9 protein-coding genes are annotated in these 14,364 nt (G+C 41.9%); 6 read left to right on the top strand and 3 right to left on the bottom strand.

The features are described from left to right. Window position 1: 1 nt before the first annotated feature. The 3 genes from nudC to dnaQ form a co-directional block, all read right to left on the bottom strand. Window positions 2-775 carry an NAD(+) diphosphatase gene (nudC, locus tag F994_RS14860; RefSeq protein WP_004651402.1) on the bottom strand — a complete coding sequence of 258 codons (774 nt, stop codon included), beginning with the start codon at window positions 773-775 and terminating at the stop codon, window positions 2-4. After that, entirely contained in the window at window positions 775-2,418 is a 1,644-nt protein-coding gene (locus tag F994_RS14865; protein ID WP_004651403.1) for a hypothetical protein, read from the bottom strand. The genes nudC and F994_RS14865 overlap by 1 nt, the downstream gene beginning before the upstream one ends. 124 nt (window positions 2,419-2,542) lie before the next feature. Next, a complete protein-coding gene (dnaQ, locus tag F994_RS14870; RefSeq protein ID WP_004651404.1) occupies window positions 2,543-3,976 on the bottom strand; it encodes a DNA polymerase III subunit epsilon in 1,434 nt (477 codons plus the stop codon). 217 nt (window positions 3,977-4,193) lie between these two features. Between dnaQ and F994_RS14875 the strand changes: the two genes are divergently transcribed. From F994_RS14875 to F994_RS14900, 6 genes are all read left to right on the top strand, one after another. Beyond that, window positions 4,194-7,478, top strand: a complete 3,285-nt coding sequence (locus F994_RS14875) for a lytic transglycosylase (RefSeq protein ID WP_004651405.1) — start codon at window positions 4,194-4,196, stop codon at window positions 7,476-7,478. A 28-nt stretch (window positions 7,479-7,506) separates the two neighbouring features. After that, complete coding sequence (locus F994_RS14880; protein WP_004651406.1) at window positions 7,507-9,345, top strand: extracellular solute-binding protein; 1,839 nt, start codon at window positions 7,507-7,509, stop codon at window positions 9,343-9,345. A gap of 32 nt (window positions 9,346-9,377) precedes the next feature. Beyond that, window positions 9,378-10,442, top strand: a complete 1,065-nt coding sequence (locus F994_RS14885; protein ID WP_004651407.1) for a microcin C ABC transporter permease YejB — start codon at window positions 9,378-9,380, stop codon at window positions 10,440-10,442. Further along, complete coding sequence (locus tag F994_RS14890; protein ID WP_004651409.1) at window positions 10,442-11,455, top strand: ABC transporter permease; 1,014 nt, start codon at window positions 10,442-10,444, stop codon at window positions 11,453-11,455. Before F994_RS14885 ends, F994_RS14890 begins: the two co-directional genes overlap by 1 nt. Beyond that, window positions 11,430-13,019 carry an ABC transporter ATP-binding protein gene (locus F994_RS14895; RefSeq protein WP_004651410.1) on the top strand — a complete coding sequence of 530 codons (1,590 nt, stop codon included), beginning with the start codon at window positions 11,430-11,432 and terminating at the stop codon, window positions 13,017-13,019. Before F994_RS14890 ends, F994_RS14895 begins: the two co-directional genes overlap by 26 nt. A gap of 100 nt (window positions 13,020-13,119) precedes the next feature. Continuing rightward, window positions 13,120-14,364 (top strand): NADH:flavin oxidoreductase/NADH oxidase family protein, encoded by a 1,245-nt coding sequence (locus tag F994_RS14900; RefSeq protein ID WP_004651411.1) that lies wholly within the window; start codon window positions 13,120-13,122, stop codon window positions 14,362-14,364.

The raw sequence follows: 14,364 nt of genomic DNA on the forward strand, positions 1-14,364 counted from the left end.
TTTATAACCATTCGCGAGTGTCATCTGCCACAGGGTGACCTTCAATGACATGCTTGATCATCGCGTATGCAATGCTGCCTTTAAATGGAATCTCAGGCAGTTGATCAAATTTAAAGAATTGCGCATCGCTAATTTCTTCTTCCTGAAGTTTGATTTCTCCAGAAGCATATTCAGCACGAAAAGCGACCATGAGATTACTTGGGAAAGGCCAAGGTTGGCTGGCAAGATATTGGACATTTTTTAATTTTAATCCAATTTCTTCGAAGGTTTCACGGCGTACAGCCTCTTCCAAAGTTTCCCCAACTTCGACAAACCCTGCGATGAGACCATACATATCGGTTGTATTTTTCGCATTTTTTGCCAGTAGAATTTCATCATCACCACGTGTAATCACAATGATGACGCAAGGTTGTACACGGGGATATTGATGATAGCGGCATGCCGGGCAAATCATGGCATGTTCAGTCGGATGAGCTTCTGTTTGATGCCCGCAATGACTGCAAAACTTATGGTTTCTGCGCCATTCTAAGAGTTGAATGGCACGACTGGCATATTCAAACTGCTGGGTATCCCAAATCGTCAATAATTGGCGGATGGGAACCAACTGCAAACCCTGAGGAATGGTTTCATCTTCACGTAGATCACGGGCAATCACTTGATCGCCTGCGTGAAAGTAAAGATCACTTGCTAAACTTTCAACTCGAGGAAGTTGAAAGTTTTCATCCACTAAAAGTTGATGTTGATGAAAAATATAAGCAAGTGATAATTCAGACATTAGGCAACAGTTTTCAGTTTTTCGCTACTTTGTAATGCTACATTAAACATCGACTGTAATACAGGCTGTTTGTATTTTAAATTGTCAATCATCATATCGGCACTGGCTAAAGTATCAAGCGTATGATTGAGGTGTTCAAGATTGATTGATCCTGACGTTTCAATTTGCTGTTGGATAAAATCAGCCGCAGTTCTTAATGCAGTTTGACCTGCTTCAGCATTTAAGAACAGCAGTGCACCACCAATTTCGCGTAATTGAGTCGGGATGTTTTCTACCGCTGCAAGATTGTTGTCTTGTGCATATTGCACTAAGATTTGACTAGACAGATCAACCTGTGTCTTCGCTTCATTAAGTAAAGCTTCATGCGCTTCGTCTAAACGATCTAACGAAATATTCATGTTGTTGACACGAAGCTGTAAACGGCTTGAGGTGTGATGACGCTCTAAAACGCCAATCGAATTCATTGCAGATAAAATACAATTCATCAATTGTTGTGCAAAACCTTCATCTTTGAGCACCTCAGCATCGTTAAGCAAACTGGCTTGACGCGATAAATCATTGAAGGCTTCATTGAGATTTAACACTTTGAAAATATTGGCCAGATTTTTTAGTTTCTGCTGTAATTCCAGTGTTTTTTCTGCGGTCATGTTTTGATAGTTGTATTCGATGTCATTACGAATTTGTGCCATTTCACTGGTCACAAGTTCACTAATCGTATGCATGGTATCAAAATCAGGGCCATATAAATGACGGCTGAAAACTTGCAATTGCGTATCTGTAAGATGGTCGTCACCAATATTCAACTGGTTACGAATATGCTGTGCAGCATCATCTTCTTGGCTAATACACAAGCTTAAAATATTGGCTAAATCGGACAAACTTGCTTTGAAACGATCAGGTGCATTGAAATATTGCGCCATATTTCTTTCAATGCTGACTAAGGTACGTAAACGTGGGTCATTCAGCAACAAATCATCTATCTGATTAAACGCGACATGGACCAAATTCCAATATTGTTTACTTGGTGTATTTTCAGCAAGACCTGCTAAATATGCCCCAACTAATTTAATCGCTTGAAGATCGAATTCAGTTTCATCTTGTTTAATCATCTTGTTTAAAGATAATTTATACAAGCGATGCACATATTTAGATTTTTCTAATGTAGGGGCTTGAGGCAGTTGAAAATCTGGGGTAATGCAGTCAAGTAGCGACTCAATATGTTGACCTTCATGGGTAATGGGCTTACCCAAGACAATTTCCAAACGATTGAGGGTGTCGAGTAGGAATTGTGGGATTTTAACTTCGCGTAGGCAAATAAATTCGATATAGCGCTTTAACATGGTGGTGCCTTCACTTAAAGCAATCACCTCTTGCGTGTTAATTTGCGCAGGATTCCCCATAATTTTACGCATTAACTCAGCAGAATATTGAGCGATTTTAGCTAAACTTTGCATGTCAATCAGTGCCAAAACTTGAGCACATTGCTCAAATTGATTGAGCGCATCATCAATACCAAAAGGTAAACTTTGGTCTTCTGCTAAAGTGCTCACCGCTGATTCAACTAATTTAATTGAGTTATCAACCTCATTTTTTATTATCAGCAATGCAGTTGGGTCAAAATGAATAGAGGTTTGGTAAGACATGTATCTGCACCTTTCCTAGGGTTTTATCTGTTTATGAGCAGCCAATAAAGGCGAAACTTCTTTACGTTTAACTATAACTTAACTGTTAAACGTTTAAATACAAAAAACACTAGAAATGTAGATTTTATTTTGCAAAAAGACAGGCTATTCCATGTTTTTCTTCAAATTGTTTGATCCATGTCTCATGTGCGTCAAGTTCTTGTGCTGAAGGCTGAATGATCGGGAGATCAACCTGTACACTTTGTTGGCGTGCTGTCTGTGCTTCTTGTTGTTCACTTTCAGTCAAGCTATCCATATCGAAGGAGACTTGACCACCGGTCATGGCAAGATAGACATCGGATAAAATTTCCGCATCGAGCAATGCACCATGGAAAGTACGGTCTCGTTGTGGCACTTCATAACGGCGCACTAAAGCATCAAGAGAGTTTTTTTGCCCCGGATGCTTATTTTTCGCCATAGCCAAGGTGTCGGTGACGGAACAGACTTCCGAGAGGGCAACAAAACCTGCGCGTTTAAACTCCATGTTCAGGAAGTTCATGTCGAAGGTGGCGTTATGGGCAATAATTTCGGCACCTTTTAAATAATTAAAAAGTACCTCTGCAATTTCTGCATACTCAGGTTTGTCTTGCAAGAAGGCATCTGAAATACCATGAATATTTTCAGAGTCGCCCACAGGTTTTTTCGGGTTGATATAAATATGAATGGAGCTGCCCGTAAGTTTACGGTTCACCATTTCAATGGCGCCCACTTCAATAATACGGTCCGTATCTTGGAAGTAAAAACCTGTGGTTTCTGTATCTAAAATGAGTTGGCGTGGACCAAACACCTCTTTGCTTCGAGGGGTAATGACAATGTGTGGATGCTCAGATGCTAAAGGCGTGGGGGTGCTCGATAAAATCTCTTCCTGCGGCATAATGGCTTCTTGCACTGTTTCAGTTTGAGAGATTTCTACGACTAACTGCTCTGTCATTTGATCATCATTTTCTAAAATTTCATCGTCATCTTGTGGATCAGAATCCATTAAATCGAAACCAAAAGGGTCATCTAGCAGCCAATCTTTTTCAGCTTTTTTTTTATCAAGCTCGACAGCAGCTGTAGGGGCTTGGTTTGAGGGTGCAGATGGGTTTTTCATTGACTCTAGGGTTTGGTCTGCACCTAAATTTGCCAATTGATCTGCCATTTCATTCCCTGCATGTCCTGCATGACCTTTAATCCAGTTCCACTCGATTTCACGACCTTGGCAGGTTGCATCCAGTAATTTCCAAAGATCTGGGTTTTTAACATCTTTCCAGTTTTTCTTTTTCCAGCCGTGAATCCACTCAGTAATGCCTTGTTTGACGTAGTTCGAATCGGTCCAGATAATCAATTTGGCATCGCTAGGGCAAAATTTAATCCCTTCAATTGCCGCCATTAATTCCATACGATTGTTGGTGGTGTGGGGTTCGCCGCCATAAAGTTTGTGTTCTTCAGACTCAGTAATGACATATGCACCCCAACCGCCTAAACCAGGATTGCCGCGACAAGCGCCATCGACATAGAGTGTAATTGTTTGAGTCATATAACCAAATCCGAACTAATGAGAGTCAAATTAAACAAAGTGAGTGGTATATTGTATAACGCAATTGCAGTTTAGAACCGTATAACATGGTTAATTTTTAATTTCTTGTAACATTTATACTGAAATAGCGCTAAATTACGGCCTTGTGTCTACGACATGCTTCACTACAATGGCATATCTAAAAAATAAATTTTATACGAGTTGTTTGGATTCCTTTATGTATAAACCAACCGCGATTTTGTATCAGCCTTCATTGCCTCAGTTTTTAAAAATTACTGTATTGGGCTCAGCCTTAGCTGCTTTAGGTCTGACGGGCTGTTCCTCAAGCCCAAATGCAACGCAAAAATCAAAATCGAAATTGGTGGGTTCTGGATATCTAGATGCCAATAGTTTGGACTCTTTAGAAGATTTACTTTCTGCAACCGATATGCGCGCAGTAGAAGGTGATCGTCTGTTAATTTTAAAACACGGTGACGTTTGGAAGCGTATGACCGTCGGTTTTAAAATGGATCAAACCCATTGGGACTCTCGTATTGAAGCGCAACGGGGTTGGTTTATTTCACGTCAACCGTATTTAGACCGTTTGAGCGCACGTGCTTCGCGTTATCTTTATCACACGGTGAAAGAAGCGGAACGTCGCGGTTTGCCAACAGAATTGGCTTTATTACCGATTATTGAAAGTTCGTATGATCCCGCTGCAACCAGTAGTGCAGCCGCCGCAGGGATGTGGCAGTTTATTCCGAGCACGGGGCGTATTTATGGTTTGAAGCAAACCAGTTTATACGATGGTCGTCGAGATGTAGTTGAATCGACCCGTGCGGCGTATGAGTTTTTAGGTGGGCTATATAACCAGTTTGGTTCATGGGAGTTGGCTTTAGCAGCATACAACGCAGGTCCCGGTCGTATCCAGCAAGCAATTAACCGTAATAAAGCCGCAGGATTACCAACCGATTATTGGTCACTTAAACTGCCGCAAGAAACCATGAATTATGTACCGCGTTTCTTGGCTGTGGCGCAAATTATTAAAAATCCAAATGCTTATGGTGTGTCATTGCCACCGATTGCCAATCGTCCGCATTTTAGAGAGGTTGCGATTGGGGCAGTCAGTTTAAATGATGTTGCTTCTATTACCGGTTTAAGCCGTGCAGAGCTTTATCAGTTAAATCCGGGGCATCGTGGTGATCGTATTGATAGTGAAAGCCCAATGCGCATTATTATTCCTGCCGATTTAAGTCCATCGATTGATACGAAACTCAAAAAATTACAATCGAGTTCGGGTAGTTTATGGGCAAGTGCAGCACAACCTTTTACCCCAGAAAGAAGCAATCCACCTGAACTGAATACTCAAGTGATTAATCCGGTAAAAACAGCACCACCGATATTAGTCGCCAATACACCAAAAGTCTCTCAGCCTGTGGCAACGACCACGGTTAAACCTACCAATCCTGTGGTAGCAACACAAAGTTCAAATAAACGGATATCGACCCCTCAAGGTTCGGCAGCGTTGGCCTCTTTTGCTGCAAATAGTGATATTCCAAGTGCACCACGTATTCCTGTTGCGGTCACTCAAGTTGCCAATGTTAAACCTGTGACTGTTGAGCCACCGTTATCTGCGCGTGAACGTGAACAGATTTTGGCAGCAGTCAAAGCTGAAGGTGAAAATAAAACCGTAGAGCAAGTGCTTCAGCCCGTAGCCAGTAAAGCTGAACAAGAGAAAGTGGTTGAAGAAATTAAAGCAATCGCACCGCAAGGCACAGAAATTACGGATCCTTTTGACGGTAAAATTAAATTAACCGCGATTCAAACCAGTCAGTCTGTTGCGGAGCAACAAGGGAAGGAATTAACCAAAGGATTCTCGTATCCAAAAGGTGTAGCGGAAAATACCAAAGCAGATTCTGATGAAGCCAAACGTAACCAAGGTAAAAATTACGTTAAGACGGATTCAGAAATTGTTGTCGTGCCGCCTAAAGGCAAGCGCAGTACCTATACGGTGCTTCCGGGGGATACATTGGCGGTGATTGCCATGAAAAATGGTTTGAATTGGCGTGATGTGGCGAAGTGGAATCAGATTGATCCAAGTTCACCGCTTTATGTGGGAACCAGTATTTATTTATATGATGCTAAGCCGCAAAATACCGAATCATCTGCAGCCCCTAAAGCTAAAGCAGCACCTGAAACCTATGTGGTTCAAGCCAATGACAGCTTAACCGGCATTGCGAGCCAATTTGGTCTGTCGGTCAAACAACTGGCGGATTACAATGATTTGGCTGTAAACAGTGGCGTGCGTGTTGGACAAAAATTAGCATTAAAAGAAACCACTTCAGCAAATCCGAATAAAGCAGAGAATAAGACAAGCAGTGCAACTCCAGTTTCTAAAGTGAAGACCAAGTCCTATGTGGTTAAACGCGGTGAATACTTAAAACTGATTGCAGAGCGTTATGCGTTGTCTAATCAAGAATTGGCGGATTTAACTACCGGTTTAACTTCAGGCAGTAGTTTAATGGTGGGACAAAAAATTAATGTTCCATTACATGAAGTTGCCACCAAGGTAGACAGTAAACAGGAAGAAAAATCTAATCCTGTTAAAGTGGATGCAGCAATTGTAGAACCAGCGTATAAAACTGAAAGCTATCAGGTACAACGTGGCGATACCTTGTATAGCATTGCAGCACAATCAAAAATATCTTTAACTGAATTGGCACAGCTTAATAAACTTAATAACAACAGTGGTTTACAAGTCGGTCAAAGCATTAAAATTCCTGCTGGTTCAACAGTTCCAGAGAGTTACACGGTGCAATCGGGTGATAGTTTATCTGCCATTTCTGCGAAATATAATTTAGGAATGGATTATATTGCCAATATCAATGGTATTAATCGTAATACGGGATTACGTGTGGGACAGCGTTTAAAACTGAGCGGTGAAGAACCTGTCGCAAGTAAAGTCGAAGCAAAAATTGAAAAAGCCAGTGCGGAAAAGCAGAGTACTGAAAAACAGAGCGATACGCATGTGGTGAAATCGGGTGAAACACTCAGCAGTATTGCCAAGAAATATCACTTACAGTTGGATTATTTGGCGAGCTTAAATGGCTTGTCACGTACTTCAACTGTACGGGTGGGGCAACGCTTAAAAATTGAAGGTGATCTGCCAAAGCCTGAAACAAAAGTTGAAGCAGCAATACCTAAAGCCGCGAAACCATCACGTAATACTGAAGCCTATACGGTAAAACCCGGTGAGTCTTTAAATGCCATTGCCAACCGGTCTGGAGTGACAGTGGCTGAATTGGCTGCGCTAAATGATTTAAATGCGCGTGCAAGTTTACGGGTAGGTCAACAGATTGTGGTTCCTAAAACAGTGGCTGACTATAAAATTAAACGCGGTGATACCTTGATTGGTTTGGCAAACCGTTATGGCGTGGATACTGGAAAACTCGCTGAAATGAATGATATTCAAACGAATACTCAATTGCGTATTGGTGAAGTGATTAAAGTTCCAAACTTATAAAACATGCAAAGACAGGGAGTGCTTTTACATGTTATTGGCTAGCGCAAAACGCTTTGGTTTTGCCTGTGGACTGGGTCTTCTGACTCAAGGGGTGTGGGCTGCGGTGCAGACTACACCATACATTGCTGTACATAGTCAGCCGAAATATGCAGGCTTATCTGTCATGCCTTATGCCAATGCGCATGCGCCGAAAGGGGGCTATTTAAGTACCGCCAGTAATGGCACTTTCGATAACTTAAATAGTATGAATGGTAAAGGCAGTTCCACAGATGGGGTTGAACATCTGTTTGACTCGTTGATGTCAAGTTCACTGGATGAGCCTGGGGTCATGTATCCTTTGCTGGCAGAAAAAGTTACCTTTGATCCTCAAAAAACCCAATATGTCATTTTTCATTTAAATCCCAAAGCACGTTTTAGCGATGGCAGTGCCGTGACAGCGCAAGATGTAAAGTTTAGTTTTGATGCTTATCAGACTAAGTCTAATCCGGGCTTGCAAATGTATCTGGCCGATTTGGATAAAACTGAAGTTTTATCCAAATATGTGGTCAAGATGAGTTTTAAATCGGACAAAAATTCAGAAATGCCGCTGATTTTGTCGCAAATGCCGATTTATTCAAAAAAGGATTGGCAGCATAAAGATTTTACCCGTGTCACTTTGCAACCAATTCTAGGTTCAGGGCCTTATTTAATTGATCGCATTGATGCGGGTCGCAGTATTACCTATAAGCTAAATCCCAATTATTGGGGCAAAGACTTAGCAGTGAATAAAGGGCGTTATAACTTTGCGCGTTTGAAGTATGTGTATTACCGCAGCTTAGACATCGCTTTTGAAGGCTTTAAGTCGGGTCAATATACCTTGCATGAAGAAATGACTGCGCGTAAATGGGTTACGGAATATAATTTTCCTGCTGTGAAATCGGGGATGGTGGTGAAATATAAATTTCAGCATCACAATCCTATTGCGACACAAAGTTTTGTGTTTAATACGCGCCGTGCCCCTTTTAATGACATTCAATTTCGTCAAGCCATTACTAACGCTTATGATTTTGAATGGCAAAATAAAGCTTTATTTTATGGGCAATATCAACGCTTACAGAGCTATTTTTCCAACAGTGAACTTGAAGCGAAAGGTGTTCCCAGTCAGGCAGAAATGGCGATTTTAAAGCCGTATTTGGCACGATTAAATCCGATTCAACGTCAGGGAGTGCTTAAGGCTTGGCAATATCCCATCTCTGATGCCAGTGGTTTTAATCGTAATAATTTGCTCATTGCAAGGCAGCAGTTATTAAAAGCAGGTTATAGCTTCCAAAATGGACGATTGCTGGATTCTAAGGCCAAGCCGATTCAGATTGAATTTCTCATTCATCAAGAGGGTTTGCAGCGTACTTTGATGCCATTTATACGCAATATGAAGCGTTTGGGGATTGATGTTGCTATTCGACAAGTCGATGTGCCACAGTACATTGAGCGCATGCGAAGTAAAGATTTTGACATGACCACCAGCGTGATGCCACAGTCACTCAATCCGGGCAATGAACAGGCACAGTTTTGGGGCAGTGCATCGGCAGATCAGCCGGGGAATTATAATTATTCAGGCATTAAAAATTCGGTGATTGATGCTGTCGTTCAGCAGGTCATTCAGGCACCAGATCGCGAACAATTGGTGCTGAGAACCAAGGTGCTCGATCGATTATTACGTGCCGGTTATTATCAAATTCCGACCTATGGTAAAGGTGAAAACTGGTTTGCCTATTGGAATATGTATCATCAACCCAAAGTCAAACCAAAGTTATCATCGGGGATTGACTATTGGTGGAGTGATGCCGAGCAAGCCAAAAAAGTCACGCATTATTTACGTCAACAATAAGCAATCACCAAGGCACAAGGAACGTTGTTTCGATGGGCATATATATATTAAAAAGACTGCTGCTGATTATTCCGACCCTGTTTTTCATTTTACTGATTAACTTTGTGGTGATTCAAATTGCCCCCGGAGGGCCGGTCGAGCAAGCGATTCAACAAGCGGAAGCTTTTCAAGGCATGGGCGCAACGGGTGGTGAAACTGCGCATAGCAAAAGTAATTATCAGGGTGCCAAAGGTTTAAGTGAGGAAATGGTAGAGAAGATTAAAGCCCAATATGGTTTTGATCGGCCTGCACATGAACGTTTTTGGAGCATGCTGAAAAGTTATGCCAGCTTTGATTTTGGCACCAGTTTTTTTAAAGATAAACCTGTTACCCAATTACTCTGGGAAAAAATGCCCGTGTCCTTGTCTTTGGGCTTATGGAGCACTTTACTGATTTATCTGATTTCGATTCCTTTGGGGATTAAAAAAGCACGCCAACATGGCATGCTGTTTGATAAATCGACCTCCATGTTATTGGCGATAGGCTATGCCATCCCATCTTTTGTTTTTGCCGTGTTATTGATTGTCTTTTTTGCTGGTGGCTCGTATTTTCAATGGTTTCCCTTGCAGGGCTTGGTGTCTGAAAATTTTCACAGTTTAAGTTGGTTAGGCAAAATTAAAGACTATTTTTGGCATATGACCTTGCCTTTATTGGCCATGGTGATTGGTGGTTTTGCGGGACTGACCTATTTAACCAAATATTCCTTTATGGAAGAGTTAAACAAGCAATATGTCTTGGCTGCGCGTTCCAAAGGTTTAAGTGAATCACGCGTGCTATATGGTCATGTGTTTCGTAATGCCATGTTGATTGTGATTGCGGGTTTACCCGAAGCATTGATTGGTATTTTCTTTGTCGGCAACTTATTTATTGAAATCATCTTTAATTTAGATGGTTTGGGTTTGCTAGGGTTTGAAGCGATTCAACAGCGTGATTATCCTGTCATTTTTGGTACATTATTTTTATTTACCTTGCTCGGTTTAGTGTTGCGTTTAATCAGTGATGTACTGTATCAGGTGATTGATCCGCGTATTAATTTTGATTCGCGAGGTGCCGAGTGATGTCACCTTTAATGCAGATGCGCTTAAAACGCTTTAAGGAAAATAAACTCGGCTTTGCTTGTCTGATTTTATTTGCGCTGATTTTTATTTTGTCACTGGCTTCGGAATTGATTGCTAACGATAAACCGCTGTTAGTGAAATATGATGATTCATTGTACGTGCCTGTTTTTAAATCCTACCCTGAAACTACCTTTGGCGGTGTATTTGAAACAGAAGCCGATTATAAAGACCCCGTGGTACAACAGCTCATCAGTCATAACGGCTGGGCGCTTTGGCCCCTGATTGAATATTCCTACCAAACGCCAAATTTAGAACTAGCAGTGCCTGTACCTTCTGCACCAACTGCGCAAAACTGGTTAGGAACCGATGATCAAGGGCGAGATGTATTGGCACGTATTCTCTATGGTTTACGCGTGTCGCTGCTTTTTGGCTTTGCCTTAACCTTTGCTTCAGCCATTCTCGGAATCATGGTGGGTGCAATTCAGGGCTATTATGGTGGATGGATCGATTTACTGGGGCAGCGTATCCTTGAGGTTTGGGGTGGCTTGCCGACATTATTTATGGTGATGATTTTGGTCAGCATGTTTACCCCCAATGTGTATTGGCTGTTTTTGATAATGCTCTGTTTTGGTTGGACGACACTGGTCGGGTTGGTACGTGCAGAATTTTTAAAAGCCCGTAATTTGGATTATGTACGTGCAGCGCGTGGTTTGGGAGTCAGTGATCGAACCATTATGTTTCGGCATATTTTACCGAATGCCATGAGTTCAAGTTTGTCACAACTGCCCTTTATGTTGACGGCCAATATTACCGCACTGACGGCTTTAGACTTCTTGGGATATGGTTTACCGCCAGATGCGGCATCTTTAGGTGAATTATTATTACAAGGCAAGTCGAACTTAAATGCACCATGGTTGGCACTGTCAGGCTTCTTTACCTTAGCCATTGTTTTATCATTATTGATTTATATTGGGGAGGCGACACGTGATGCATTCGATCCAAGACGCCAATAATCCACAGGTGGTATTGGCTGTAGAACATTTGAATATTCAGCATGAGCAACAGCTGTTGGTTAATGATTTAAATTTTCAGCTGCATGCTGGTGAAACCATTGCCATTGTCGGTGAAAGTGGTTCAGGGAAGTCGATCAGTAGTTTGGCTTTACTGGGGCTGTTACCCAGTACTTTAAGCATACAAGGTCAGGTCTGGTTAGGGCAACAAGATGTGTTAACCCTTAAGTCTGAACAACTGCGACAAATTCGTGGTCAGAAAATGGCGATGATTTTCCAAGAACCGATGACGGCCTTAAACCCATTACATCGGGTGGAAAAGATTATTGGTGAAACGTTGTTGTTGCAAGGCTGGTCAAAAGCAAAGACTCAAGCGCGCATTATCGAATTACTCAACGATGTGGGCATGACCGACCCAGAAGATAAATTGCGCCGTTATCCGCATGAACTGTCAGGTGGGCAACGTCAACGTGTGATGATTGCCATGGCTTTGGCCTTAGATCCCGATATTTTAATTGCAGATGAGCCAACGACGGCTTTGGATGTGACCTTGCAGGCACAAATTTTAGCGCTGCTTAAATCATTACAACAAAGCCGAAAAATGGCCATGATCTTGATTAGCCATGACTTAAATTTGGTTCATCGCTATGCTGATCAGGTGATTGTGATGAATAAAGGTGTGGTTGCAGAACAGGGCAGTGTTGACGAAATATTTAAACGTCCGAAGCAGACATATACTCAAGATTTATTGAACCATGATTTTGGTCAAGCCATCGAGATTGTAGATCGTCCTGATATATTGACTTTACATAATGTTGCGGTGAAATTTCCGATTAAGCAAGGTTGGTTAAACCGAGTCAAAGATTATTTTGTCGCTGTTGAACCCTTAGATTTACAGTTGGCACAGGGTGAGTCGATTGGCATTGTTGGGGAAAGTGGTTCAGGTAAAAGTTCACTGGCTTTAGCCATTACCCGACTCATTAAAAGTGAGGGTGAAATTGTTCTGCTCGGAACAGATTTAAACCAATGCAATGAAACACAATTACGTCCCTTGCGTGCTGAATTCCAGATCGTTTTTCAAGATCCATTTAGCAGTTTAAATCCACGTTTAAATGTGGAGCAGACCATTGGCGAAGGTTTGGGTTTAAAAAAACTCTCCAATCCTGAAATATCACAGCGCATTGATGAAGCTTTAGAAAAAGTAGAATTACCCATCAGCTTTAGAACGCGGTATCCACATGAGCTTTCGGGGGGGCAACGTCAGCGTGTGGCCTTGGCACGTGCGCTGGTGCTTGACCCTAAATTATTGGTACTGGATGAACCGACTTCGGCACTGGATCGCACCACGCAACGGGCGATTGTGAAGCTGTTAAGACGTTTACAGCAAGAACATCAAATTAGTTATTTATTTATCAGCCATGATTTACAGGTTGTGAAAGCGTTGTGCCAAAAAGTTTTGGTTTTACGTCGTGCCAAAGTGATGGAATTTCAGACCACGGAGCAATTATTTTTAAATCCGCAAACCGAATATACCCAACAATTGATTGCCGCAAGTCAGTATTTATAAATTTACTGACAAGTCATATTGTCAGAATAGTCATTGACGAATAGTATAAAAAGTTTAGAGTTTTAGCTCTACATAAATACAAATAAATTAGGGTATGAATATGAGTCATCTTGCTGAAGCAGCCAGTATTCGCAATATCAGCTTTAAAAATCGTATTATTAAAGGTGCGATGAGTGAAGCCTTAGCCAATTATCAAGGTCAGCCGAGCCAACTACATTGGGGTTTATATGAAGCATGGGCAAAAGGTGGCTTAGGTTGTGCGATTACCGGCAATGTGATGGTGGACTTTCGTGCCAAAAATGAACCGGGTGTTGTGGTGATTGAATCAGAGCGTGATCTCGCTCAATTGCAACGCTGGGCAGCGATTGGTAAGCAATATGGCATGGTGCAATTGATTCAATTGTCGCATCCGGGTCGTCAGTGTCCAAAAGGACTCAATAAAGAAACCGTTGCACCTTCGGCTGTGCCTTTTAGTCCAATGCTTGCAACAACTTTTGGTACACCGCGTGAATTACGTGAAGATGAAATTCTGGACATTATTCAGCGCTTTGCCACATCAGCAAAAATTTGTGAAAAAGCGGGCTTTGAAGGCGTACAGTTACATGGCGCACATGGTTATCTAATCAGTCAATTTTTATCGCCCTTGACCAATAAACGTCAAGACCAATGGGGTGGTTCAATTGAAAATCGTATGCGCTTCTTATTGGAAATTTATCAAGCTGTACGCGCAGCGACTTCAGAGCAATTTATTATTTCAGTGAAACTGAATTCAGCAGATTTCCAGCGTGGTGGTATTACGGAAGATGAAGTGATTACGGTCTTTAAAGCGATTGATGAGGCCGGTATAGATCTCATTGAAATCTCAGGCGGAACTTATGAAGCACCGGCAATGGCTGGAGCGAAAGCAGATAAGCGTAAAGTCAGCACCATTGCCCGCGAAGCCTATTTCCTCGATTTTGCAGAAAAAATTCGCAAACAAGTAAAGTGCCATTTGATGGTGACGGGTGGTTTCCGTACTGTAAAAGGGATGAATGCAGCCTTAGACAGTGGTGCTTGTGAGTTTATTGGTATTGCACGCCCTTTAGCCGTCGAAACCGATTTAACCGATCGTCTGATTGCGGGGCAGGATGTGCGTTATGCAGTCAATAACATTAAAACAGGTATTCCGATGGTCGATAAAATGGCGATTATGGAAATTATTTGGTATGCCGCACAGTTTAAGGATATTGCGCAGGGCAAACGTCCAAATCCTAAATTGTCACCCCTCAAAGTATTCTTGAAATATGCCAAAGGCAATATTACCGCCATGATTAAAGGTCGGGTCAATTCACGTCGTAGTGCATAA

It is taken from the genome of Acinetobacter bohemicus ANC 3994 (assembly GCF_000367925.1).
In the GTDB taxonomy this organism is placed as follows: domain Bacteria; phylum Pseudomonadota; class Gammaproteobacteria; order Pseudomonadales; family Moraxellaceae; genus Acinetobacter; species Acinetobacter bohemicus.